The 23,493-nt window shown below is 50.1% G+C and carries 25 protein-coding genes; 19 read left to right on the forward strand and 6 right to left on the reverse strand.

Annotation, left to right across the window (positions count from 1 at the left end; translation table 11 throughout):
* Positions 1–31: 31 nt before the first annotated feature.
* From M3650_RS06255 to M3650_RS06300, 10 genes are all read left to right on the forward strand, one after another.
* Positions 32–304 (forward strand): hypothetical protein, encoded by a 273-nt coding sequence (locus tag M3650_RS06255; protein WP_251573327.1) that lies wholly within the window; start codon positions 32–34, stop codon positions 302–304.
* Positions 301–678: a contractile injection system sheath initiator gene (locus M3650_RS06260; protein ID WP_251573329.1), complete on the forward strand. Its 378-nt coding sequence runs from the start codon at positions 301–303 to the stop codon at positions 676–678. Before M3650_RS06255 ends, M3650_RS06260 begins: the two co-directional genes overlap by 4 nt.
* On the forward strand, positions 641–1,825 hold the full coding sequence (locus tag M3650_RS06265; protein ID WP_251573331.1) for a baseplate J/gp47 family protein: 1,185 nt from the start codon (positions 641–643) through the stop codon (positions 1,823–1,825). The genes M3650_RS06260 and M3650_RS06265 overlap by 38 nt, the downstream gene beginning before the upstream one ends.
* Positions 1,818–2,456 (forward strand): hypothetical protein, encoded by a 639-nt coding sequence (locus tag M3650_RS06270; protein WP_251573333.1) that lies wholly within the window; start codon positions 1,818–1,820, stop codon positions 2,454–2,456. Before M3650_RS06265 ends, M3650_RS06270 begins: the two co-directional genes overlap by 8 nt.
* Positions 2,457–2,523: 67 nt before the next feature.
* Positions 2,524–2,874: a hypothetical protein gene (locus tag M3650_RS06275; RefSeq protein ID WP_251573334.1), complete on the forward strand. Its 351-nt coding sequence runs from the start codon at positions 2,524–2,526 to the stop codon at positions 2,872–2,874.
* 13 nt (positions 2,875–2,887) lie between these two features.
* Positions 2,888–3,775 carry a collagen-like protein gene (locus M3650_RS06280; RefSeq protein WP_251573336.1) on the forward strand — a complete coding sequence of 296 codons (888 nt, stop codon included), beginning with the start codon at positions 2,888–2,890 and terminating at the stop codon, positions 3,773–3,775.
* A 13-nt stretch (positions 3,776–3,788) separates the two neighbouring features.
* Positions 3,789–4,895 carry a pyocin knob domain-containing protein gene (locus tag M3650_RS06285; protein ID WP_251573337.1) on the forward strand — a complete coding sequence of 369 codons (1,107 nt, stop codon included), beginning with the start codon at positions 3,789–3,791 and terminating at the stop codon, positions 4,893–4,895.
* Positions 4,896–5,164: 269 nt separating this feature from the next.
* A complete protein-coding gene (locus M3650_RS06290; RefSeq protein ID WP_251573340.1) occupies positions 5,165–5,584 on the forward strand; it encodes a phage holin family protein in 420 nt (139 codons plus the stop codon).
* Positions 5,568–6,266: an N-acetylmuramoyl-L-alanine amidase gene (locus tag M3650_RS06295; RefSeq protein WP_251573342.1), complete on the forward strand. Its 699-nt coding sequence runs from the start codon at positions 5,568–5,570 to the stop codon at positions 6,264–6,266. Before M3650_RS06290 ends, M3650_RS06295 begins: the two co-directional genes overlap by 17 nt.
* A 320-nt stretch (positions 6,267–6,586) precedes the next feature.
* Positions 6,587–7,507, forward strand: a complete 921-nt coding sequence (locus M3650_RS06300) for a cation diffusion facilitator family transporter (protein WP_251573344.1) — start codon at positions 6,587–6,589, stop codon at positions 7,505–7,507.
* A 150-nt stretch (positions 7,508–7,657) separates the two neighbouring features.
* Here M3650_RS06300 and M3650_RS06305 read toward each other — a convergent pair whose 3' ends face one another.
* Both M3650_RS06305 and M3650_RS06310 read right to left on the reverse strand, forming a co-directional pair.
* A complete protein-coding gene (locus M3650_RS06305) occupies positions 7,658–8,182 on the reverse strand; it encodes a hypothetical protein (protein WP_251573347.1) in 525 nt (174 codons plus the stop codon).
* 51 nt (positions 8,183–8,233) lie between these two features.
* Complete coding sequence (locus M3650_RS06310) at positions 8,234–9,139, reverse strand: LysR family transcriptional regulator (protein ID WP_251573349.1); 906 nt, start codon at positions 9,137–9,139, stop codon at positions 8,234–8,236.
* A gap of 259 nt (positions 9,140–9,398) precedes the next feature.
* Between M3650_RS06310 and M3650_RS06315 the strand changes: the two genes are divergently transcribed.
* From M3650_RS06315 to M3650_RS06340, 6 genes are read left to right on the forward strand one after another with little or no spacing between them, the layout of a single operon-like run.
* Positions 9,399–11,012: an ABC transporter substrate-binding protein gene (locus M3650_RS06315; protein WP_251573351.1), complete on the forward strand. Its 1,614-nt coding sequence runs from the start codon at positions 9,399–9,401 to the stop codon at positions 11,010–11,012.
* On the forward strand, positions 10,999–11,988 hold the full coding sequence (locus tag M3650_RS06320) for an ABC transporter permease (protein ID WP_251573353.1): 990 nt from the start codon (positions 10,999–11,001) through the stop codon (positions 11,986–11,988). The genes M3650_RS06315 and M3650_RS06320 overlap by 14 nt, the downstream gene beginning before the upstream one ends.
* Positions 11,988–13,859 carry an ATP-binding cassette domain-containing protein gene (locus M3650_RS06325; RefSeq protein WP_251573355.1) on the forward strand — a complete coding sequence of 624 codons (1,872 nt, stop codon included), beginning with the start codon at positions 11,988–11,990 and terminating at the stop codon, positions 13,857–13,859. Before M3650_RS06320 ends, M3650_RS06325 begins: the two co-directional genes overlap by 1 nt.
* A 54-nt stretch (positions 13,860–13,913) precedes the next feature.
* Positions 13,914–14,666, forward strand: coding sequence for an ABC transporter ATP-binding protein (locus M3650_RS06330; RefSeq protein WP_251573358.1), 753 nt, complete (start codon positions 13,914–13,916; stop codon positions 14,664–14,666).
* Between the two features lie 20 nt (positions 14,667–14,686).
* Positions 14,687–15,325 carry an aspartate/tyrosine/aromatic aminotransferase gene (locus M3650_RS06335; RefSeq protein ID WP_251573360.1) on the forward strand — a complete coding sequence of 213 codons (639 nt, stop codon included), beginning with the start codon at positions 14,687–14,689 and terminating at the stop codon, positions 15,323–15,325.
* 4 nt (positions 15,326–15,329) lie between these two features.
* Positions 15,330–15,965, forward strand: a complete 636-nt coding sequence (locus M3650_RS06340; RefSeq protein WP_251573362.1) for a hypothetical protein — start codon at positions 15,330–15,332, stop codon at positions 15,963–15,965.
* A 166-nt stretch (positions 15,966–16,131) separates the two neighbouring features.
* Here M3650_RS06340 and M3650_RS06345 read toward each other — a convergent pair whose 3' ends face one another.
* Positions 16,132–16,437, reverse strand: a complete 306-nt coding sequence (locus tag M3650_RS06345) for a hypothetical protein (protein ID WP_251573364.1) — start codon at positions 16,435–16,437, stop codon at positions 16,132–16,134.
* A 171-nt stretch (positions 16,438–16,608) separates the two neighbouring features.
* A complete protein-coding gene (locus tag M3650_RS06350) occupies positions 16,609–16,779 on the reverse strand; it encodes a hypothetical protein (RefSeq protein WP_251573366.1) in 171 nt (56 codons plus the stop codon).
* Positions 16,780–17,102: 323 nt separating this feature from the next.
* Here M3650_RS06350 and M3650_RS06355 point away from each other — a divergent pair, with 323 nt between their 5' ends.
* Positions 17,103–18,089 (forward strand): C40 family peptidase, encoded by a 987-nt coding sequence (locus M3650_RS06355; protein ID WP_251573368.1) that lies wholly within the window; start codon positions 17,103–17,105, stop codon positions 18,087–18,089.
* A 182-nt stretch (positions 18,090–18,271) separates the two neighbouring features.
* Here the strand turns inward: M3650_RS06355 and M3650_RS06360 are convergent, their stop codons facing one another.
* Both M3650_RS06360 and M3650_RS06365 read right to left on the reverse strand, forming a co-directional pair.
* Positions 18,272–18,649, reverse strand: a complete 378-nt coding sequence (locus tag M3650_RS06360; RefSeq protein ID WP_251573370.1) for a permease — start codon at positions 18,647–18,649, stop codon at positions 18,272–18,274.
* Positions 18,650–18,696: 47 nt separating this feature from the next.
* Positions 18,697–19,806, reverse strand: coding sequence for a UDP-N-acetylglucosamine--LPS N-acetylglucosamine transferase (locus M3650_RS06365; RefSeq protein ID WP_026011182.1), 1,110 nt, complete (start codon positions 19,804–19,806; stop codon positions 18,697–18,699).
* A gap of 208 nt (positions 19,807–20,014) precedes the next feature.
* Here M3650_RS06365 and M3650_RS06370 point away from each other — a divergent pair, with 208 nt between their 5' ends.
* Entirely contained in the window at positions 20,015–20,593 is a 579-nt protein-coding gene (locus M3650_RS06370; RefSeq protein WP_251573372.1) for a TetR/AcrR family transcriptional regulator, read from the forward strand.
* Between the two features lie 314 nt (positions 20,594–20,907).
* Complete coding sequence (locus tag M3650_RS06375) at positions 20,908–23,106, forward strand: Ig-like domain-containing protein (RefSeq protein WP_251573374.1); 2,199 nt, start codon at positions 20,908–20,910, stop codon at positions 23,104–23,106.
* Positions 23,107–23,493: the final 387 nt, after the last annotated feature.

Consider the following 23,493-nt stretch of genomic DNA (forward strand, 5'->3'; position numbering starts at 1 on the left):
CGTTTTTTAGAGAGGGAAAGGAGGGGACGCCATGGGAGCCAATCGCGCGGTCGGCGCATTGGAGGCATGGATGGATCACAGGCTGTCTGGCATGGCGGGCGCGCAGCTCGGCACCATTATTCGCATGGGAGCGGCAGACGCCGATGTGGAGCTGGACGGGGAAGCCGGGCTGATTCGCTATCAGCTGCCCGTTGTGCAGCAGGCATCCGAGGTTGTCTTGGAAGCTGGAAGCCGCGTTCTGGTCGTCTTTACGGAGGCGAATGGCGGCGGGGGCGTTATCGTGGGAAAGGTGGCAGGCGAATGAAATCTTGGGCTTTGAAAGACGGGGATATTCAGGTGTCTGACGGGCAAATCGTTTGGATTGACGGGCGCGAAGAGCTGGCGCAGTCGGTGCGGGTACGGATGGGGACTCGTTTGGGCGAGTATTTTTTTGCGCCTGACATGGGGTTGGACCATGATCAAATGATGAGCAAGCAGGTGGACGAGGATAGCATCCGGGAGGCGGTTATGCGTTGTCTGGCCGAGGAGCCCCGCATTCAGTCGGTGGAGGAATTGGAAATTGACTGGGACGAGCGTGCGCGGACGGTGTCTATGCGCCTTGTCATGATGAGTGCGGATGGAGAGGAGGTTGAGTTGAATTATGCTGACGGAAGCGGGTTTGAAGCGCAAAACGTATAACGATATTTATGAGGAAATGGTATCTGAGCTGGGCAAACGGCTCGGGCAGGATATCAACACGTCGGAGACGTCGCCGTTGGGCATGATGCTGCAGGTGTTTGCGTGGCATTTGTCGGTGCTGTGGGAGGACGTGGAGCAGGTCTATCACGAGTCGTACATTCAATATGCGACCGGTGTGCAGCTGGATGCGTTGGCGGTGTTCTACGGGCTGCGGCGCAAGCTGGAGCAGCCGGCCCACGGTTCGATCGAGCTGAGCGGGACGGCGGGCTATACGGTTCAGGCGGGGCTGCAGGTTGGGACGAAGGCGGGAGTCTGGTTCACGACGACGGCGGCGTGTACGCTGGATGATGCGGGCCGCGGCACGGTAAACTTGACGGCGGTGGTGGCTGGAATATCCGGCAATGTTCCGGCCGGATCCATCACGGAGCTGATGAATCCGGTGAAGGAGCTGACGGGCGTGACGAATGCCCGCGGCATGATCGACGGACGCGAGCGGGAAAATGACGTCGAGTTCCGGGATCGTCTGCGTGCGGCGCGGGATGGCAGCCATGCAGCGACGATCGATGCGATCGTATCCGCGCTTCTACAGCTGCCAGATGTGAAGTCAGCTTCGGTTCGCGTGAATAATACGATGGATACGGATGCGGAAGGCATTCCGCCTAAGTCGGTCCGCGCGTACGTGTACGGCGGGCAGTCGGAGCAGATTGCGAAGGCGATCTTTGACAAGAAGGCGGCAGGAATCGGCACGGACGGCACGGAAAGCGTGCAGGTGCGCGATGTGAGCGGGAGCGAGCATGAGGTGCGGTTCAGCCGCATGACGATGCTGGACGTGCATGTGGAGGCGGCGGTGTCGGCCAATCCGACGTTCCCGGCGCGCGGCGCGGAGGACATTGTGACGGCGATTGCGCAGTATATCGGCGGCATCGGCGCCGACCAGCAGGATTACACGGGGCTGGCGCAAGGCTCGCGCATCGTGTACAGCCGTTTGCTGACGGCGGTGCAAAATGTGATCGGCGTCGAGGAAGTGATGGACTTGAAGGTGAAGCTGGCGGATGGCGAATATGTAAGCGGCAATGTGGATATTCCGCTGTATCACGTGGCGCGGGTGGCGCCGGAGCGGATCAAGGTGGCGGTGACCCATGTTTAAGCTGAGCGACGTGATGGACATGCTGCCTGACGTTATCGCGAAGGAAGGCAGCCGCTTCGCCATTCTGGTCGATGTGTGGCTGCAGCAGATAAATGAGATTGGTGCGACGGTGCAGCGCATGTCCGCTTGGAAGAGCATTGAGCAGGCGGAGGGCGCGACGCTCGACATGATCGGCGGCAATCTCGGGCAGCCACGCGGCCAGGCGACGGACGAGGTGTACCGGCTGCTGCTGCGCTCCAAGCTGGCGCGCATGAACGCGAGCGGCAACCTCGATTCGGTCATCGAGGTGCTGGCGCTGGCCTTGAACGTGGAGCCGGGCGAGTTCCGCTTGTCTGAGCGGTACAACGACCCGATCAGCCCCGAGCCGGCGGCGATTCATGTGAACGAGGTGCCGTACGAGAAGCTGAGCGGCGTGGGCTTGAGCCCGTCGCAGTTCGTCTCGCTCGTCGAGCGCCTCGTCGCTGCCGGGGTGCGCGTCGGTCAGGTCGAGCTGACTGGCACCTTTGCGCTGTCGTCGGTATACGACGCGCTGGAGCAAGACGAGCATGGCCTCGCCGACGAGGCGATGACTGTGGGCGGCACGCTCGGGGATATGTACGTGCCGGGGAATGATTATGCGATACCGATCTAGCGGTGCTGGATTGGATATGGTATTGACGGCGTGCTGCCGTCACGAATAAATGAGGAGGGATTACACGATGGCATTTCAAAAACCGCTTCCCGAATGGAAGAAGTCAGGCATCCGCCCGCCGGAGTCCAAAATCATCGAAGGCTACAACGTCATGGACAAGCCGCCGGCGGCCTGGATGAACTGGCATATGAACACGACGTATGAGGCGCTCAAGGAACTGCAGGATAATGCCGTTTCGAAGGAAGACATCACGCAGGTCATTGCCGACAAGACCAGTATCGTTGTGACATCTTCACCGCCGCCGGTTCCCGAGCGAAAAAAGGGGACGTTCTACTGGTGCATCTCCGATCAGGCTCCGCTTCCCCCGGCAGATGGAACGATAAAAGTATCACCTACGATGGGGATAAAACTGAAATAGGAGGATACGACGTATGGCTAACATCATACAGATTCAACTTCTAGATGAGAAGACTGGGCAAGTGCTCGAAACGGTAGTACCTGAAACGGAAGCACGAGCGGTATTGATGCAAAGCGGACAAAATCTACAAGCGTATCTTGAGAACTTGGTCCTGCAACAAGGTCCTAAAGGAGATACGGGTCTAAAAGGAGCTGCGGGTCCAAAAGGCGATAAGGGTGACAGGGGTGAAACGGGTCCACAAGGGCTCGCAGGTCCGAAAGGTGATAAAGGCGACAAAGGAGATACGGGATCGCAAGGACTTGCAGGGCTAAAGGGCGATAAAGGCGACAAAGGAGATACGGGGACGCAAGGACTAGCAGGGCCAAAGGGTTATAAAGGTGATAAGGGTGAGACGGGTCCACAAGGGGGTGTTGGTCCAAAAGGAGACAAAGGCGCTGCGGGAGCAGCTGGGCCAAAAGGTGATACCGGAGCAGCAGGGGCGCAAGGACCGAAAGGCAACGACGGCTCTAAAATGCACAACGTGGTGGCAGTACCAGCAGCTTCGCTCGGCGCTGTGGGCGACTGGGCTCTGAATACGGCAAATGGTGACGTATATGAGAAGACGGCAGCTACAACTTGGACAAAACGTGGCAACTTAAAGGGAGCAACGGGAGCTCAGGGACTCCAAGGTGCCCAAGGCCTGAAGGGAGGCACAGGCGCGACTGGAGCACAGGGACCAAAAGGCGATAAAGGTGAGCCTGGCGCCCAGGGACCGAAGGGCGACACTGGACTAAAAGGAGTTCAAGGTCCAAAAGGAGATGCTGGTATGAAAGGCGATAAAGGGGAACCGGGTGATAGCGTGAAATACGGAACAAGTTATGGCGCAGCGCAACAAGTGAAAATCTTCTTTAAGAAGCAATAGGAGGTGGCGAAGAGTGGCTGAAAATAGAAATATTTTGATACAGGATGACCAAGGTAACAATTATTATCCACATGGAAAAGCAAAAACAATGTTCTTTGAAGACGGTAAAACGTTGGAATCCCGTGCTGTTGCTTGGGACGGAAAGGAAACCCCCGCGGGAGCACAGGCAAAGGCAAATCAAGCGGAGGCGAACACGAAGGGGTATGTAGATGGGTTGCAAACCATCACATTTGCACAAAAGACATCAAAAAATGCGGACTTGAACGATTTTAAAGAGACAGGTATTTTTCAACTCGGCGCTTCCGCCAATTACCAGAACATCCCGCAAAATGTGGATTGGACGGTATTAGAGGTTAGGTGCGCTCGAGGGGGGTATATCATCCAAACGCTCACATCGGTCACGTCTCAACGCATCATGTACCGCACACGTACTGAGACTGAGACTAGTTGGTCAATCTGGCGGGACGTACTCACAACCCTCAATTACGAAGAACTAAAGCAATCTGGCGTTGACGCGAAAAACAAAGTCGCGGGTGCCATCAACGCCAAGGGAGTCCCGGCATCCGCGAATGATACGTTTGATCAGTTGGCAGGGAAGATTGGGCAAATTAAAACTGAAATTGTGCCAGTAGAACAGAGAGTGTCATTCGAGCAAGTGCACGCTCCAACAGTGAGGACTGACGATAATACAAGAGAATACATTTATACAGTTGCAACGATCGGGAGCATGAAAAACTATTTTATATTTTCTGGGAGTATTTACCTTGACTCTGATCCGCAACTTAACAAAGATAGTTCCGAAACGCGTCTTTCAGCATATCTCGAAGACCGGAATGGCAAACAACGGGCAATCAGTGCCATGGATTACAACCGAATATGGAGCTATCGATATGCACAAAATATTATCGTACAAGGTAGAAAGATTTATTACACAGCCACAAGCTATTATCAAGGCAGCAGCGATGCGAAAACTGAAATTATTTCAGGTTCAATACCTGATGATTTCGATACAACTGGCCCTGTGTCAATGAAGTTGCGTTATCAGTTTTATCCTAGTAGAAATTATACTTATGAGACAATCCTCAAAGGGAGAGTTAGTGGCACAATAACTGCGGGCTAGGATTTGGAAGCTAGAGGTATCGGACCTCTAACCCTAACATTAAATAGAGACATGCACTTAACTGCTATAAAATGATGAATTTTAAAACGTATGCTTGTATAGTTTTACTAGCCTCGTTGGTTCTGATTTGATCCTATATCAGTTAGTATAATCACTTTATTAAATTGCATATTATCATAGCAAACCTACAGTGCCTTTCCAAGTGAAAGGCGTTTTTATGCCCTCGGCTGCGGCCGGGGGCACTTTTATTCTCGAAAGGAGGAAACATAATGGAACGAATCGACGTGCTGCTCAAAGCAGGAGTCGCGATGGCAGCGGGAACTACATCCTTGCTGTTCGGCGGATGGCCGCTGCTGCTGCAAGTACTGGTCATTATTGCGGTGGTAGATTACGCGACTGGCGTGATGGCAGCGGGAACGGAGGGCAAGCTGCGCAGCAGCGTTGGCCTTATCGGCATTGCGCGCAAGGTGTTTATTTTTCTTATTGTCGCGATTGCGCATCAGATCGACACCGTATTGGGGGATCAGCATTTGCTGCGAGATGCGACTATCTTTTTCTATATTGCCAACGAACTGCTATCGATTATCGAAAACGGGGGGCGGATGGGTGTGCCACTGCCGCCAGCTATTCGTCAAGCAGTAGAGGTGCTGAAAGGCAAAGGAGGAATGAATGATGAGCATCGAGGTTAAGCAGCGCCTTCTGCCTGATGGGAAGCCGAATAAGCCAAGCCGTCCGATGAAGCCGATGTACATTACGGTGCATAATACGGACAACACGGATCCGGGGGCGACGGCGGAGGCGCATGCGCGCTATATTTTGAATGGCAGCGGAGGAGTTCAGAAAAGCTGGCATTATACGGTAGATGATTGCTCCGTGTACCAGCATTTGCGCGATGACGAGCAGGGGTGGCATGCTGGCGATGGAGCGGGTCCCGGCAATGCACTATCCATTGGCGTCGAGGTTTGCATGTACGCCGGGATGGACGAGCCTAAGGCATGGAGCAATGCGGCGCAGCTGCTTGCGATGCTGTCGCTGAAGCACGGCATTCCGCTGGAGCGCATCGTGCCGCACCGCCATTGGAGCGGGAAAGCATGCCCCTCCCGCCTCCTGCCGCAGTGGCAGCAGTTCATGGCGCTCGTTGAGCAGTGTCTGAGGGAGCATGAAGCCACAGCCCGCCCTAACGAACCGCGCAACGTTCCCGTCCGCCAAGTTCACATCGAGCTGCAAGGAAATGCTGCCTCAACTTCATCGATAGCGATGACAGGCTACCTCATTGAAGGCAAAGTGTACGCCCCTGTCCGCGAACTGGCCTCTGGCTGCGGGCGCAAGGTCAAATGGGACGCACAGCAGTTGAAGACCTACGTTATCTAATTACCTTGGGTATACTTGTCCTCCCCGAAGCACATCCTATCTAGATGGGGCGTTGTTGCCCCCTAGCAACTTTTCTTAGCAGACTCAACTTTTCTAACCAGAAGCAACAGGTTTATGCCAGTTCAAGAGTTGTTTCAGGGGTCAACACTGTTTCTCTAGACCCACACGGAATCGGTCTGTTAAGATAGGGATCCGAAAAAATGTAAATGAAATCATGAACATAAAAAAGTTAACCTTTCAGCTATTGTGAATTGTGAGGGGAAGAAAACTTTTTTATATCCTATATCGTTTTCGGGTAAATGGTGCGGGGAGGGTATAACATGAGCGCAGACGTATATGCGGACATGAAGCAAGGGGAAAAGGGAGCATGGATTAGCATCGCTGCCTATATTGCCTTATCTGCATTGAAGCTGACCATTGGATTCTATTATCAGTCGAAGGCGCTGCAAGCGGATGGTTGGAATAACTTGACCGATATTGTTGCCTCCATGGCTGTTCTCATAGGCTTAAGAATCTCCCAAAAGCCGCCGGATCGCGATCATCCATACGGTCATTTGCGCGCGGAGACGATTGCTGCGCTCATTGCCTCATTTATTATGGCGACTGTCGGCATACAGGTTATCCTGTCCACGATTGGCTCCCTATTCAACGGCGAGTCATCGACGCCCAATCCGATTACCGGATGGGTGGCTGTCGTGTGTGGAGCGGTCATGTTCGTCGTGTACCAGTATAATAAGCGGCTGGCGGAACGTATCCGCAATCAAGCCTTGATGGCGGCTGCACAGGATAACCGTTCTGATGCGCTCGTCAGCATCGGGGCGGCGATAGGCATCTTCGGCTCCCAGATTGGGCTGCCTTGGCTTGATCCGTTAGCGGCTTTGTCGGTTGGCGTATTGATTTGCAAAACGGCATGGGATATTTTCCGCGAGACGACACATACGTTAACCGACGGCTTTGATGAAGCGCATCTGGAGCGATTGCGCAAGACGGTGGCGGGCACGGAAGGCGTGCGGGCTATCCGTGAAGTGAAGGCGCGTCTGCATGGAAGCCTTGTCCTCGTGGATGTGGTCGTGCAGGTCGATCCGAAGCTGAGCCTTATCGAAGGCCATCAAATCTGCGATGATATCGAGCAAAGCATGAAGCGCAAGCACAATATTACGCATGTGCACGTGCATGTAGAGCCAATGGATACGGGAACGGCGGCGAAGCCGGGAAGTTTTCAAGGACGAGCGGCACATTGAGAAGCGCAACAATATAGATGGAAAATGAAAAGCGTGCAGGAGACTTCTGATTGTTGTCAGAGCTTCTTGCACGCTTTTTTTGCTGTGGTTGACTTGCCCATGACAAGCTGCGACTTCCGCAGGTTCAGCAATTGCTGCCAGCCATTGAATTTACGAGAGGCGCTTCACAGTGAGCAACTCTTCCTGTGGCAAAGCCAACGCTTGCTGCGAAAGATCTAACTTCAGCTTGTCAAATTGCTCGACATCCTGCGTGGTCATCGCTTTGCTGCGGCCTTTTGCCAAGAAGTCGTAGAACAGAAGCGGAAGGAAGTTGTCCTTCAATGCCACTTCAACAGCTGCGCCTTCTGTGGTCGAGATAACAAAGGCGTAGGACTGGGCGCGATGCGGGTCGTATTGAGCTATCGGGTAATGGACATCTACCTTGTAAACACCGCGTGTGACAGCGCGAGTTACGAATTCAAACGCATCGCGGAACCCGGGACCCGCATGGCCGGACAGGATGCTGAGCATGTTCCGCTGCGGCGGTTCCGTGCCGAACAATTCACGTATGGCGGCCTGCTGCACGCGGAAAGCAACAGCGATAGCCATGAGGGCCAGTCCGCCATGGTATTTTTTAATATCTTCAAAGCTGATTTCGATGAAATCCTTGTTGTCTCTAACTCGAATAACAGACATATATCTAGCCTCCAAAACGTACGCATCCAAAAAAGGGCGTAGCAAGTATGATTAAGCGTTACAATTCAAAATTAAAGCGTCCTGAGCACATTCGCAAAAAGCGGTCTCGATTTGGGTAAGCGGCTTGCGCTTCCGATGAATGAATCCGTTGCGTCGTTCGATGCGCAACCCGTATACGGGCTTCGTTATGAGCTCGCCTGCATCTAGTGAACCACGTGCGGCATAGTAGGGAATAAAGGCAGAGCCCAATCCAGCCTTAATCGATTCCTTGATCACCTCAAAGCTGCTCATATGGATCGTATCTGGCTGTATCCCCAACTCATAGATCGGAGATAAAATGCAATCCTGCAAATAGCTATTTTGCGGCAGCAGCAGCGTTATGCGGGCAATATCGCGAGCATACAGCATCTTCCGCTCCGCCCAAGCATGATCCGGCGGAAGCACGAGCACAAACTCATCTTTAAACAGCACAAAGGAATCAAATTGAGCCCGAACATATTTGTCTTCCTCATAAATAGGCAGGAAAGCCATATTGATTTTTTCCGCCATAAGCATGTTAATTAAATCTGTATATCGATACGTATGGAGCTCAAAATGCTGCTGTGGATAGCTGTGGTGAAACCGCCGCAAAATATCCGGCAGTACGTATACCCCCATATAGTTGCTGGCATATAGCGAAAGCACAGGGCTCGAGAGACCCGCGTTTTTGATGCTCAGCGAAGCCTCCTCAAATAGAGCAACCATTTCTTTGGCATACTCGTGCAATACTTCCCCCTGTGGTGTCAAACGCACCGATTTTCCCGAGCGAATCAACAGCGTTGCCTCGAATTGCTCCTCCAACTGTTGAATGTGGCTGGTTACCGTCGGTTGGGAGCAGAAGAGCCGCTTCGCCGTTTCGGAAAAAGACCCGCATTCAGCTAACGTCAAAAAAGTTTCCATTTTATCGAGAACCTTCATGAATGCAGCCTCCTAAGGGAGAATGAGAATAGTAGAGAGTATACTAAATATGAGATTGATAATCAATATCAATTAAAACAATAACCTATCGTTCTTTTTAATACATCTATTAGATTTTAATATGAAAGCGGAATCAAATGAGCTATGCCGCTATTATTCCATATATCACTCCTGTTATTGATATTGATTTTCATTATCAACTAATTTATCTTAAATTTTGTGCGTTACAGCTTGAGTCGAGAAAAGGAGTGTTATTTCCATGCGATTTCGCAAAACATCATACTTAGCTTTACTATTAACGGCATTCATTTTACTGTCAGGATGCAGTTCATCGAATACATCTACACCGATAGAAAATGAAAAGGCGCCGCAAACCTCAACAGCAGAGGCGCAGCCTTCAATCCGAATCGGATGGCAGGACAGCGGCTATCCATCGCCGTTTGCTTTCAAGCCGTCAGGCCCGGGCGGGTATTTGCGCAACAGCTTCTTGTTTGACACCTTAACCTGGAAAGACGGCACGGGAGTCATTCCATGGCTCGCTGCATCGTGGAAGGTATCCGAGGATGGATTGCGGTATACATTCACGCTGGAGCAGGATGTGAAATGGCATGACGGGACGGCGTTTTCCGCGGATGATGTCGTGTTTACATTTGAATACTTCAAGACACACCCGTTCCCATGGACTGGCGACATTAGCCAAATCAAATCCGTGTCCAAAACGGGAGACAGCACGGTTGAGTTTCAGTTGAATAACAAGTACGCTCCATTTTTAAGCGATCTGGTGGGGATCGTGCCGATTATTCCGAAGCATGTATGGGAAAAAGTAAGCGAACCGATCTCTTATCGAGATCCGTCAGCACTGGTCGGCACAGGTCCATTTACGCTAAAGCAGTATGATGAAAAGTCGGGACAATATTGGTTTAGCGCCAATGATAACTATTTCAAGGGAAGCGTGAACGTAAAGGATGTTGCATACATGGATGCGAAAAACAAAGTGCTGTCCCTGCAGAAAAATGAAATTAATGCGGCATCGACGTTAAACTATCGGGAAGCGGAGCAACTTCAGAAGGAAGGCTTTCATGTTATGAAGAGCGAGCCGGCAGGCAGTGCGGTCCGCGTCGTATTTAACCATAGCCATCAGCAATTAAAGGATAAGCGATTGCGTCAGGCATTGGCATATGCGCTTGATCGTACGGAAATGGCTAGCAAAATTGTGGGCGGGACACCTATTCCGGGCAGCGGCGGGATTATTCCACCGGATTCGCCATGGTACAACGACAAGGTTAAGACCTATGAATATAACACGGCCAAAGCTGAACAAATGCTCGACGAGCTTGGTTACCGCAAAGACGGCAACGGCGTACGCCAAGACTTGAAGCTGAGCCTAATAGTCTCCTCAACTTCCAAAGAAGCGCAAATGATGAAGGAGATGCTGAAAAAGGTCGGTATCGAGTTGAACATTCAACAGGTGGATGGGGCGACGTTCACCTCTGCAATGGGTGAGAACAAATACGATATGGCGCTAACTGGGCATATCGGGCTGAGCGGCGATCCAGACTTCTTACGACTATGGTTTTTAGGAAAAGCGAGCAATTCATTTGCAGCCAGAGGCAGCTTGTTTGACCATCAGCAGTTCCAGCAGCTAGCGCAGGAGCAGCTGCAAGAGCTGGATACAGAGAAACGAAAAGAGATTGTTGGCGAAATGCAAATGATCTTGTCAGAGGAATTGCCGACACTCGTCTTGTATCATCGTCCATTTTATTTCCTTTACAAGGCAGCTGAGTTTGACCGTTGGTTCAACACCTATGGCGGTATAGCGGACGGCATACCGCTATGGGACAACAAGGCGGCATTCATCGATGCGAAGAAGTAAGCACACTGTCACCTATTTGTATGTGCTGTTATTTGTACTGCTTTTGAATTTTGTTCTCCCTCGGCTGCTGCCGGGGGGGCCTATTGATTTTTTGGAGGGCGGGGAAGACGGCCCCGTTTTTATCTCGGATGCGCAAAAAGTAGCGATGAGGGACTACTATCATCTAGATGAATCGGCATGGATACAGCTTGCGGACTACGTAAAGGGGATATTCACCTTCGATTTCGGGCAGTCGTTTACCTATAAAATTCCAGTCTATGAAGTGATTATGAACCGTCTCCCGTGGACGCTGCTCATCGTTGGCGTGGCAACCGTGTTGTCAATCGTAATCGGCATCGCTGCAGGGTTGCTATCTGCATGGCGGCATGCAGGGAATCATGACCGCGGATGGTTTCTCACCATGATTAGTGTCAGCACGATCCCAGATTTTTTGACAGGGATGTTGTTCGTTCTCGGATTTTCGGTGAAATGGGATTGGTTTCCTCTCGGTGGTGCGGAGACGCCTTTTTATACACCTAACGGTTGGTGGGACCTTTTGATAGACGTGTCTTGGCATGCAGTTCTGCCTGTCGTGACCTTGACGGTGGCGAATACGGCCAGCATCTATTTACTGATGCGCAATGAAGCTATCCGGGTGCTGCGCGAGCCGTTTATTGAATTTGCATTAGCCAAAGGTGTGGGCAGCGGCACTATTTTGTACAGACACGTTCTGCGAAACGCCATTCTCCCTATTATAACGATGGTTGTTGTCCGACTTGGCGGGCTGCTGGCCGGATCGGTACTCGTAGAAACCGTATTTTCGTACCCGGGCATCGGCAATTTGTTGCAGGAAGCGATTTTGGCGCGGGATTACCCGCTGCTGCACGGACTTTTTGTGCTGATGACCGTTTTTGTATTGCTGCTCAACATGGCTGCAGATCGGATATACCCGCTGCTTGACCCTCGAATCCAGACAGGAAAGCAGGGGGGATTGTGATGAATCGATCAAAAAAAGCAGGCAGCGTTATCGTAGCATGTTTTGTTGGATTAGCTCTTGCAGGGCCTCTGCTAGCAGGTGTAGAGCCATTTGCATTCGATAGGGAAAGACTGCTGCCTCCATCGAATGTGAGCTGGCTTGGCACCAATGCGCTGGGCCAAGACGTATTCAGTCAGCTAAGTTATGGAGCACGTACGACGCTCTTAATCGGGCTAGGCGTTGCCATTCTGAGCACCACGCTAAGCGGTGTTCTTGGACTTGTGGCGGGTTATTTCAAAAGGCTTGATCCATTGATTAACGGATTGGCGAATGTGCTGCTTGTGCTGCCTTCTTTGCTCCTTGTGCTTATTGTAGCCTCCTTTACATCAGGTGGCATCTGGCAGTTGATTGTAACGCTTGGCTTGCTTACCTGGCCAGGATATATGAGGCTCGTTCGAGCCTCCGTGTTGTCGCTGCGTGAGCGGGAATTCGTGAAAGCGTCACAGTTGTTTCATGGAAAGCCAAGCTATATTTTGCGAAAGCACCTGATGCCCTTTATCGTTCCACTCTTGCGAACGAAGTTCATTCTATCGTTCCGTCAGGCGGTGACGATGGAGGCGAGCTTGTCTTTCCTTGGTCTGGGCGATCCGAACCAACCGACCTGGGGAAAAATGCTGGAGCAAGCTTTCCATCAAACCGAAACGTGGATGACAACAGCTTGGCAGTGGACGATTGTACCGCCTATGCTGGCGCTCCTGCTCGTAACGATTGGACTTGCTTTATTAAGCGAAGGCGAACATCAGCAAGGGAACGGATTGCTGCGTTCCTACAGCCCTAGCAGCAGGGTCAAACTGCTGCTGGCTTCCGGTAAAATTGCTGCGTCTGTGCGATGTGTGCATTCCAGTGTCAAGGCAGCCGAGCAATCTCAACGTGCTGAACATTGTACTGCGACTCATGCTGGATCGGATAACGCGGTTGAGGTTCACGATTTAAGCGTAGTGCACAATGGGCGTACGATTTTGCAGCCGATGTCTTTTTCCATTGCAGCAGGAAGCGTCACGGCTATTATTGGCGAGTCGGGTTCAGGCAAAACGACGCTGGCGCGGGCTGTATACGGCTTGCTGCCGGATGATGTGATGAGTGGAGCGGTGTATATTCGTAGTGGCGGCACAAATGGCTCAAGCGGTACAAGCGAGACAAGTGACACAAGTAACACAAGTAACATCTGTGCAACGAATGGGAGCCGTGCTGAACAAGGTATGAACCGCTGGGTCGACGCTGCATTTATTGTTCAGGACCCACGACTTAGCTTCAATCCACTGTTGACTATTGGTCAACAGTTCATGGAGGCGGTGCAGGGGACGGACGCATCAAGCATCACTGTATCGGAGAAACGGCTTGCCGCCAAGCAGGCATTGCGAGAGGTGCAGCTTTCTGATCGGCTGCTGGACAGCTGCCCGCATGAATTAAGCGGAGGGATGCTCGGCCGCGCATTACTAGCACTGGCGCTAATTAATAAGCCAAGTCTGCTGATTGCTGATGAGCCGACAGGTGCGCTCGATCCTATCGTGAAGTGGGAGATTCTTAATTTGCTCGTCACTAAGGTTAGAGAGCATGGGATGACGCTGCTGCTGATTACACATGATCTTCAGGCGGCGCTGCGGGTGGCTGACGACATAATGATCATCAAAGATGGTCAGCTACTGGAGCACGCGCCTGCGGAGCAGTGGCTGCATCATCCTGCAACGAACTACAGTCGTGAACTGCAGGCGCTTATGCCATCGATAAAACGAAGACATATAAGTGAAGAGTTCAAAAAGGTCGGTTTTCAGCACCGAGAGGGTTGCAGGAAGTCGAAGAAGGAGCAGCGGAATGTAGGCCGGACTACATGAGCAGCGGACTTTTTGAACAACCTCTATAAATGAATGAGGTAAGGAGTGCAAGCGATGCTCGAGCTGAAGCATATTTCAAAGCGCTTTGGTCAGTCCAAGCAATTTGCGGTTCAGGACGTATCGTTCTCGATTTCTGAGCATGAGGTATTCGCGTTAGTAGGAGAAAGCGGATCTGGGAAATCGACACTGGCCGAGCTTATTGTCGGATTGCAGCAGCCGACAGAGGGTTCTATTTTCTGGAGAGGAGCTCCAATACAGCTGCAAGCGCACTTGCAGCGCCACGAGCGGTCACGGCAAGTGCAAATCGTATTTCAAAACCCAGATCGCTCCCTCAATCCGTATTGGAAAATCAAAGACATCATTGCCGAGCCGCTTATTCTGAACAAGTGGACGAAGCTGGCGTCACAACGGAAAGTCGAGGAACTGCTAGAACGAGTTCGACTGCCTCATGAGCTGTTAGAGAGACTGCCTGCCGAATGCTCAGGAGGGCAGAAGCAGCGAATTGCCATTGCGCGTGCATTAGCGCTGGAGCCTGAACTGCTTATTGCCGATGAGATCACATCGGCGCTTGATCCGATAACAGAACGGGACATTTTAAGCTTACTGTCTGAATTGAAGCGGGATCATAACATGTCTTTCTTATTTATTACGCATCGACTAGAAACGATTCCCGGCTTCGCAGATGCTATCGCTGTCATGAAAAACGGCATGCTGCTTGAGCGGGGAGCGACAGAGGACGTATTGCAGCATCCCGCTAACGCGTATACCAAATCGCTAATAGAAGCTTGTTACGATGACTATGCTTAGGGAGGTTAGCTTATAGCACCATGACGACGCCCATAAAAATTGCTTTTTTAGATTCCTATTCGGACAGTCCCTCACGAGTGTATCGGCATGAATTGTACTGCAAACGGCTAGAGCGCATGTTCTTATATGATATGACGATTGATAGACTGGCACCATACGGTGCCTTAATTGTGCCTAACAATGTAGATGAGGAATTTTTGTATCAACATCGTGATAGTATAGCGAAGTTTTTGGGGCAGGGACGAATTGTTGTTTCTTTTGCCCAACTATTTTTGCCATGGCTGCCCGGAAATAGCTTGTGGATTCGAAGCTCACTAGACATGAATGCACGGACCATACTTGCTCATGATGAGCATCCACTCTTTCGTGGTGTAATGGAGTACGACCTGAATTATCGACGCGGTGTAAAAGGCTTCTTCTCGCGGGGCTATTTCGAGGCGCCTGCACATGCAGAAATTGCGTTAAGGGATAATGCAGGTCAGACGGTTGTATATATTGATCGTCACACGACCAGAGGGACGATTTTGGCAGGTGCTGGTACCGATCTGTTAGCATACGGATTGTCCGACACGACAACAGCTCGAAGAATGGGTCAGCAATTGTTGGCTTGGATCGATAGAGAGTATAATTTCGTGTTCACAACCTCTATAAGGAGTTAAGACGATGAAGACAGCTATATTATACGGCGGTGTCAGCTACCAGCATTATTTTTTTACGAGAAAGGAAGGAAAGTACCGCCAGCGGTTTACCGATATGATTTACATTTTAGATCTGCATCAAACCGAGCTGCGACAGTACGATTACGTGATTGTGCCTACCCGCTTAAATCAGGATATGCTGTGCGAGCATTCGGAGCAATTCCGTCATTACTTGGATCAGGGAGGACATATCATTAGCTTTGGAGAAATCGAGAAACAGTGGCTTTCTCCTGTTAATTGGAAATTTTACCCGACTAATTTTTACTGGTGGGTCAATCAAGGCGCTGATTTGCCGTTGTATCCGGTCGATGCTGAACATCCGTTATTTCAAAAGATTTCGGTCAATGATGCGAAGTGGCACTATCACGGTGTATTTCGGTTAGAAGCTGGGGCGGGAGCCGAGCCTGTCCTCGTTAATGAACTGGGAGAAGCGATTATTTGCGTCGATCGTCAATCGTATAAAGGAAATATGTATATAACGACTTTGGATCCAGACTATCATTTCGGACAAGGTTTTATTCCAAAAGTAGAAACGTTTCTGGATGGCTATCTCGCTTGGATAGAAGAAGATATAATGCAAGGATCACGATTAAATAAATAATTTTCTTAACAATTAACCTGCCAGGCTGCCGAGACTTTCTCGACAGCCTTTTATTAACCCACTGTCCAAGCTGAGAAGCCGCATTGCCAAGAGCAGTAAAGCATGTTTAAAGGTAAATCGGTCCCCGGTCAATCCCAAAACAATATCCTAATCCACCATCCATCCCTTACTCCCGCTCACCCATGACCTCAGCCACAAAATCATGCGGCTTATCTAAGCACAGCGCAATCTGCTTCATCTGGCGCTTCATGCCGAAGCGGATGCGCACGTCCCGATCGGTGACCAGCACCGGGTTCAGCTTCATCAGCCGATAATCTGCAATGAGGGCGAGGATGAAATATACGTTGGACAAGGTTAATATCCATGCCGCGAGCGCCGACCATTGGTGAATGAGAAAATGAAGTCCAGCCCCCTCCAAGACAAGCACATGGATGATGCCGATGACGATGACGAGCATACTGGACTGTTCCAAACCGCTAAAAGCAGTGGCGCGCTCTGGAGCATGAGGTTTTTTCCGCCAGCTGAACAGCGCGTGATAGATGACTGAGGCTTCGTGTGTAAGCAGTGCGCCCGTGTCATCCTGCTGTATTTCTGGTTCCGCGTTCGCCGTGCCGACTCCCTGAAGAGAGCCGCCTTCATCCGTTCACTTGCAGCAGGACTGGCTGGCTATGATGAAATCCAATGCGACTCCGAACGATAACAGATTCGGAATGGTGGAGGAGGAGAAGGTGAGAAGCAGCGCAACATCCGCCGCAGCTACCAATAGCATAGCCAGTACCGGCCAAAAGACGGGAAAACGCTGTATACGAATCATGGAACACGCTCCTTTTTAGATGAAGATACTTCTATAATATACCACGTGCTCTTGGAGGAATGTGTAAATATTTTCTTTTATATGGTTTTAAATGGTTCTATAGAACTAGATTTATTTAGAATTTTGTCGAATTTTAAGAGAATAGTCCGATAGCAGCATGAATGAAAGTCTATATATAATAAGGGCAAGCATGATTTGGGATGTCATTACAAATATAGAATTATGATTAAAATAAACTAGTATTTGACATCTTGTTCATATGAACATTAGCTCAACATTCGGTTGCACGTCACAGCAATGTACGAACAACAAGGAGGCTTCTCATGAAGAAAAAATTACTGTTAGGTTTACTAATGTTTACGATGGCAAGTCAAATGATGATGACACCACTGCACGCAGCGCCTGCGCCAGAGGCGAGCACGGATGCTGAAATAACGAGCCAAATTCCGCAATTGGATGAATATTTGATAGAAGAAGGCGATCCAGATAGCGATGACGAGAACAGCGGCTTCCTTCTCGATTCGGAAGTGACCTTGATTGATCCGGTTACATTGCAAGCGTCACCTGCGGCTAAGCAGTTGAACGAGCAAAAAACGGGGAAAGTCGTTTACGGCGTTAATTTACGCACAGAACCGTCCACCTCTGCCACCATTATTCGGATGGCGAAGAAGGGCGAGCATGTCGTCATTTTGGACAAGCATAATAACAATTGGTACAAGGTTCAGGATCAAAACGGCACCGTCGGGTATATGAGTGCTGATAGCAAATACATAGAAGTGGAGGCTGCCCCATCCACAGCGCCTTCTGGTTCAGCGGCAGACGCTTCTGGCGAACACACCTATGTTATGGCCGCCGCCTCTTCCAGCAAGTCGGCGAAGATTGAGAAAGTGATTAAGACGGGCAAGAAGTATAAGGGGACACCTTATGAATTCGGTTCGAACCGCAACAATACGAAAACGTTCGATTGTTCCGACTTTGTCAGACATATTTATAAAGAAGCATTGGGCGTCGTGCTTCCGACGGATTCCCGCAAGCAGGGAGCCTGGATTAAGTCTCATTCCACGGCCAAAACTAGCATCAGCCAATTGAAACGAGGAGACTTAATGTTCTTTATGACCTATAAAGGGTCGAAAAAATCCAATTATAGCGGCATTAATAAGTCCAAGCAGCGCATCACTCATGTCGGCGTGTACTTGGGCAACGGGCAAATTTTGCATACGTATTCCAAAAAGTCAGGTGGCGTGCGCATCGATAACATCAAGAACACGACGTGGGAACACCGCTTCCTGTTCGGCGGCAGCGTCTTATAGAGTGAACGCCAAAGGTTATTATATCGTTCCTATTATTATCATATTACGTACTCTGGAAGAGATCCTTATGTGGTCTCTTCCTTCTAATAGAAGAGGAGCGCGAATATCACCAAGCGGCATACGAGAAAGAAGGCTGCACCCGATGAGCGTGTTCTGCTCACGGATACAGACTCTTCCGTCAATTATTGATATTTGGGCGGCTCGTTCTTCGTCTCATCGATTCTCGGCATCGTGCGGTATTTCTTCGTCTTCGACAGACGGACAGCAATCCACGAGCTGATGGCGCTTAACGGCAGCAGCAGCACGATCGCCACAATTTTCACCGTGTCATCCTGCGCCAATGCGAACAAAATAACGCATGCCATGAGCGGCAAGTAGTCGATAGAGCGCACGACCACGTGGCGTCGGCCCCATTTGCTTTCCGCGGCCCCGAATAATATAAATCCAAGAAAGATGACGGCAATGAACAATCCCTTGCTGCTTATCCAACCGAGCGTCTTGGCGAGCAGCCCAAGCGCAATCAGCACATTGCCCGCAAATCCCATTACTGAAAACATCATTATGCATCCATCCCTTACCTTTACATCGTTACGTGAATAAGATTCGATTATTGCAGCAATTCCAATACGGCTTGGGCGCATTTGTCCGGTTCTCTGAAAATGAGCTGGCCTGATTGCCGCTTCTGGCGCAGCGTCTCATAATGAAGCAGCAAATCATTGAACCATTTCGCTACCGTGTCTTTCGATTCAATGAGCTCTCCAAAACCATGCTCTGTAAAATAGTCGCAATTCTCTTCCTCTTGCCCTGGTATCGGCGCGTAGAATAGCATCGGAATGCCTTTGGTCATCCCTTCCGTGCACGTCATGCCACCGGGCTTCGTCACTAACAGATCGGAAGCATCCATTATTGTTGACACTTCTTGCGTGTATCCAAAAATATGTATGTTCGGATGCCGGTACATCGGATCCTGCTCCATGCGCTGAATCGCCTTCTGATTGCTGCCCATGCAGAACAAGAGCTGCACATGTTCGCACCAAGTCGACATATATTGCAGCAGCTCTTCATCCAGTGCCAATCCCCAACCTCCGCCCATAATCATAACGGTGGGGAGCGGCTTCAGGCCAAGGGTTTGCTGTGCCTCAGCTTGGGGGCAACGCTGCCAGAACTTCGGATGAACAGGAATTCCCGTGACCACGATGCGATCGGAAGCAATCCCGCGCATAAGCAGCTTCTGGCGCACCTCAGGGGCAGAAACAAGATATTGATTCACCTCGGGATTCAACCATGTGCCGTGGGCGTCGTAATCCGTTATCAATGTATATAAAGGAATGTTCAATCCAGAACGCTTAAGACGCGATATGACGATATTGGGAAACGGATGCGTACAGACGACGGCATCCGGGCGCAATTGTTCAACGACATGGGAAGCTTGTGTGTAGAATATGCGATGTAAAGCCAACTGCGTAAATCGGTTCAGCGATTTCTTATATTTTTTGCGATACAAAAGTCCGACCAATTTCGGCTGCGCGCTCACCGTCTTGCGATAAGCGGCAAAAATCAACGGACCTACCGTCGGATTCAGGAACTTGCCCAGTTCAATGACTCGTGTCTGAACATCGGGGGCAAGCTGTCTAATACCAACTGATAAAGCATACGCAGCCTGCGTATGGCCCGTGCCGAAACCTTCGGACAGAAGAAGGATTCTTTTTTTTCGCATGTTCTCACCCATATCCATTATAACCGGAATGTCTACAGGAAGCATCAGCCAATAAGACGAATCGATCTAAGGATTTACCTTCGTGCTGCTAGCAAATGCGGTTGAAATTCGGATTATTATATGTTACATTTTTGAGTAAAGACAGTGTGACCAAAATATCGAAATGGTCAGTTAGTCATGTGTCTGTCGAAGAAAGGAGCCAGAGGAGATGTCCATAGACCGCCGAAAACAGATCGTTGAAGCGGCAGCGCAATCCTTTGCTTTGTTCGGCTATAAAGCGACGACGATGGATCAAGTTGCCAAGATTGCCCAAGTGGGCAAAGGCACGATATATACGTTTTTTACGAATAAAGAAGAGTTGTTTGATGAAATATTACAACAGCTCATTCATGAAATGAAGGAGATTGCTGATCGGGAAATTCAAGCGGACAAGTCGTTCTTCGATAACCTGTACCGCGTGCTCGATCGGGTGTTGGATTTCCGCAGTCGACATGAACTGGCAATGAAGCTCTCGCAGGAGGTGCGTGACTTCGGCACCCCGATGGCTAAGGATGCGCTCCTTACGCTCGAAGGGGCACTGCTTGAATATGTGGAACGCCAAGTTCGTCTGGCCATGGAGAAGGGCGAGGTGAAAGATGCCGATCCGAAGATTATCAGCTTCGTTATGCTCCAATTGTATAAAGCGCTGTCAACAGAGTGGAACAAGCTGCATGAACCTTTGGATAAGGAATCGATTAAGTCCTATTTCCAACTCCATTTCATGGACGGGCTCGCCACGGACAAGTAAGCGGCATAAGCAAGAACAACCTTCCAATCCGAACCGAATTGCTCGGCAGGATGGAAGGTTGTTTAAGTCTGTGCTTATAGTTGCTAATTACTGGTTCAGACCATTTGAGCGACATGTCCTTCATTGGTTATATCCCCGGGCCCCGGGCATACAATACCATAATTTTTTCTTTGCTCTAAATAGGTAAATAGACTCAAATTTATGTTTCTTTCACTGAAGTTGAGTGTATAAGGTAACAATTTTGGCTTCAATAACCGTTATATATCTATATAAAAATATGTTAGAGGCAGTGTAAAGGGAAGGGAGAAGATAGGGTGAACGCAACTAGTAAGAGAACATCGTGGTTCAGCATGGCGCTTGTTTTTACGCTTCTGTTCGGCTTGTTGCCATTTTATGGGGTAGCGAATGCGGAGGATACCGTGACTGGCATCGCTTTTGAATCCGACGTTTCCCCTGTACATGTCGTTGTCGAAGGACAATCCGTACAAATGAAGGTAATCGCAACGATTAAAGATAAGACAGATAAGAAAGATGTAACGAGTCTGGCTACTTGGAGCTCTTCCAATCCGAGCGCAGTTAAAGTTGATGCAGGCTGGGTAAGCGGCGCAGGCAAAGGAACGTCAGAGATAACCGTAAAATATCAAGGCTATACACTGAAGAAGACGGTTGTGTCCAGCTATCAGTTCGATCAGTTGAGCGTGCGCATGGTGGAATCCGGGACTGAAGTGCCCAAGGAGATGAATGCGCTGCTGGGTATGAAGTTGAAATGGAAGGCGTTCGCCTTTGATGAAGCAACCGGCACGGAAAATGACGTGACGGCCGACGCTACGTGGAGCTCGTCCAAAACGGACGTAGCTGACATCGATAAAGGCGTTCTTACCTTGAAAACAAAGGGCGAAACAGAAATTACGGTTAAGCATAAAGGACTTAGCAAAAATATTAAGTTGAAGGTCGATTTGCCGTATGAGGAAATGACGCTGTCTCCGGACAAGCTGGTTGAATTCGATTACGGCGCTGATTCCCAGACGGTAATCGCGCAAACGAAGACCAAAGACGGCACGCTTGAAAATGTGACGGATAAAGCCGAATGGAGCAGCAGCGACACGAACGTTGCAGAAGTGAAGTCCGGTGTCATCAAGCCGATTGGCGTGGGAACGGCGACGATTACAGCAAGTTATCTCGGCGCTTCCAAATCCGTCACGGTCGTGGTGCGGGCTTCTTATCAGGCGATGCGATTGACGCCGGACAAGGCGCAGCATATGATGCTTGGCGATGGGCCGCTAACGGTTCAGACCTTTGTGCTGAACAGCGTTGACAATCAGCAGGAAGTGACGGATCTCGCCGAATGGACATCGAGCAATGTGATGGCCGTAACTGTGGAACAGGGCAAAGTGTATGCGAAAGGCGCCGGCTCGTCCACAATTACCGCGAAATACAAAGGCTTGACCAAGTCCATTGAGGTGACGGTTCACCCGACGATCGAGAAGCTAGAGTGGGCGGATGTCGACAAGGATAAAGACAAGGGTGAAATTCGCAAACAAAATATATATATGGAAGACGTGCAGGATTTGCCGAAAATTAACGCGGTGACGTTAAACGGTGAAACGATCGATGTCTCGGGTCTGGCTGATTGGACATCCGGAAACTCAGATATCGTCTCCATTAAAGACGGCAAGATGAAAGCGGAGAACCGCGGCGTCGTCACATTGACGGCGAACGTGCGCGGCCAGACGCTGGCGACGGAAGTGACCGTGCAGCGCAAAGCGCTCGTGCTGCAAGCCAATGCGACCGAGTTAAGCGTAGTGACAGGACGGGAGCAGGCGGTTCCGGAAGTGACGGTCATCTACATTGATGGTGAGGAAGAGCGAGTCACTTCAGACGTGAAGTGGGAATCGAGCTCGCCGAACCTGTTGGTGCGTGACGGCAAGCTCAAAGGGCTCATCGCTGGCAAAGTTACATTGAACGGCACCTTCTCGAATGTGAAGCTGTCGCTGAAGGTGACCATTGATGAGGAGATCATATCGTTTGATATCGTTCCGCAGACTATTACCACGAATGTTAAAAAGTCTCAGTCGGTCAAGGTGACGGGGAAATATAAGAACGGCAAGACGATTACTCTTGGATCGAAAATTAAATGGAAGATCGAAAATGAAAAGGTGGCAACGGTTAGCGGCTCTACCGTCAAAGGAGTAGCCATAGGCAGCACGAAGTTGATTGGCGAATATCAAGGCCAGCTGCTTGAAGTTCCGGTTCATATCAAGCCGCGCTTGTTGAAGCTGGAGGCGACTCCGAAGAGCGTGAAGATGGGCGTAGGACAAAAGGCTAGCTGGAAGGTGCAGGCGATCTATGATACGGGGGAAGTAGCAGATGTAACTTCTCAGGTCACTTATGTGCCTTCCAATACGAAGGTCAAGGTAGAACGCGGCAGTGTTCAAGGTGTGGCGAAAGGCAGCACTTCCGTCAAGCTGACATTAGATGGAAAGAGCACATCGCTGCGCGTAAGCGTGAAATAAATAGGAATGGAACTACTGATGAACCCGCATATCCGTTAGGATGTGCGGGTTTTTCTCATGAAATTCGGAATGGAAGATGTCTTCTGCAATGGTGTTACTTTTTCCTTTCCGGAGAAAGTATGCCCGTTCGATCCTTTGTCTCACTCTCCCCTCTATTCAGAACAGCGGCCTGCCCCCTTCCCCTGCAAACGGGTTTCTATCGTAGAATCAAAACACAAGCTGAAAATAAAAATTTATGTTCTTAGCCAAAGACTATGATGTGAGGCTTCCCGTTCCATGGTCCTTATAGTCATTCTCCCATATAGTCAGAAAAGATAACGTTGAGGATGAGGTACATGCTCTGCCATGCAGTCAGGAAGGATAAGTCGAGGATAATATGTTCTGTTA

The sequence above is a fragment of the Paenibacillus sp. MER TA 81-3 genome, assembly GCF_023713585.1.
GTDB classification, from domain to species: domain Bacteria; phylum Bacillota; class Bacilli; order Paenibacillales; family Paenibacillaceae; genus Paenibacillus_B; species Paenibacillus_B profundus.

Excerpts from the sequence above, each read along its gene's own strand:
- M3650_RS06255 (WP_251573327.1), top strand. The coding sequence starts at position 32 with ATGGGAGCCAATCGCGCGGTCGGCGCATTGGAGGCATGGATGGATCAC.
- M3650_RS06260 (WP_251573329.1), top strand. The coding sequence starts at position 301 with ATGAAATCTTGGGCTTTGAAAGACGGGGATATTCAGGTGTCTGACGGG.
- M3650_RS06265 (WP_251573331.1), top strand. The coding sequence starts at position 641 with ATGCTGACGGAAGCGGGTTTGAAGCGCAAAACGTATAACGATATTTAT.
- M3650_RS06270 (WP_251573333.1), top strand. The coding sequence starts at position 1,818 with ATGTTTAAGCTGAGCGACGTGATGGACATGCTGCCTGACGTTATCGCG.
- M3650_RS06275 (WP_251573334.1), top strand. The coding sequence starts at position 2,524 with ATGGCATTTCAAAAACCGCTTCCCGAATGGAAGAAGTCAGGCATCCGC.
- M3650_RS06280 (WP_251573336.1), top strand. The coding sequence starts at position 2,888 with ATGGCTAACATCATACAGATTCAACTTCTAGATGAGAAGACTGGGCAA.
- M3650_RS06290 (WP_251573340.1), top strand. The coding sequence starts at position 5,165 with ATGGAACGAATCGACGTGCTGCTCAAAGCAGGAGTCGCGATGGCAGCG.
- M3650_RS06295 (WP_251573342.1), top strand. The coding sequence starts at position 5,568 with ATGAGCATCGAGGTTAAGCAGCGCCTTCTGCCTGATGGGAAGCCGAAT.
- M3650_RS06300 (WP_251573344.1), top strand. The coding sequence starts at position 6,587 with ATGAGCGCAGACGTATATGCGGACATGAAGCAAGGGGAAAAGGGAGCA.
- M3650_RS06305 (WP_251573347.1), bottom strand. The coding sequence starts at position 8,182 with ATGTCTGTTATTCGAGTTAGAGACAACAAGGATTTCATCGAAATCAGC.
- M3650_RS06310 (WP_251573349.1), bottom strand. The coding sequence starts at position 9,139 with ATGAAGGTTCTCGATAAAATGGAAACTTTTTTGACGTTAGCTGAATGC.
- M3650_RS06315 (WP_251573351.1), top strand. The coding sequence starts at position 9,399 with ATGCGATTTCGCAAAACATCATACTTAGCTTTACTATTAACGGCATTC.
- M3650_RS06320 (WP_251573353.1), top strand. The coding sequence starts at position 10,999 with ATGCGAAGAAGTAAGCACACTGTCACCTATTTGTATGTGCTGTTATTT.
- M3650_RS06325 (WP_251573355.1), top strand. The coding sequence starts at position 11,988 with ATGAATCGATCAAAAAAAGCAGGCAGCGTTATCGTAGCATGTTTTGTT.
- M3650_RS06330 (WP_251573358.1), top strand. The coding sequence starts at position 13,914 with ATGCTCGAGCTGAAGCATATTTCAAAGCGCTTTGGTCAGTCCAAGCAA.
- M3650_RS06335 (WP_251573360.1), top strand. The coding sequence starts at position 14,687 with ATGACGACGCCCATAAAAATTGCTTTTTTAGATTCCTATTCGGACAGT.
- M3650_RS06340 (WP_251573362.1), top strand. The coding sequence starts at position 15,330 with ATGAAGACAGCTATATTATACGGCGGTGTCAGCTACCAGCATTATTTT.
- M3650_RS06350 (WP_251573366.1), bottom strand. The coding sequence starts at position 16,779 with ATGATTCGTATACAGCGTTTTCCCGTCTTTTGGCCGGTACTGGCTATG.
- M3650_RS06355 (WP_251573368.1), top strand. The coding sequence starts at position 17,103 with ATGAAGAAAAAATTACTGTTAGGTTTACTAATGTTTACGATGGCAAGT.
- M3650_RS06360 (WP_251573370.1), bottom strand. The coding sequence starts at position 18,649 with ATGATGTTTTCAGTAATGGGATTTGCGGGCAATGTGCTGATTGCGCTT.
- M3650_RS06365 (WP_026011182.1), bottom strand. The coding sequence starts at position 19,806 with ATGCGAAAAAAAAGAATCCTTCTTCTGTCCGAAGGTTTCGGCACGGGC.
- M3650_RS06370 (WP_251573372.1), top strand. The coding sequence starts at position 20,015 with ATGTCCATAGACCGCCGAAAACAGATCGTTGAAGCGGCAGCGCAATCC.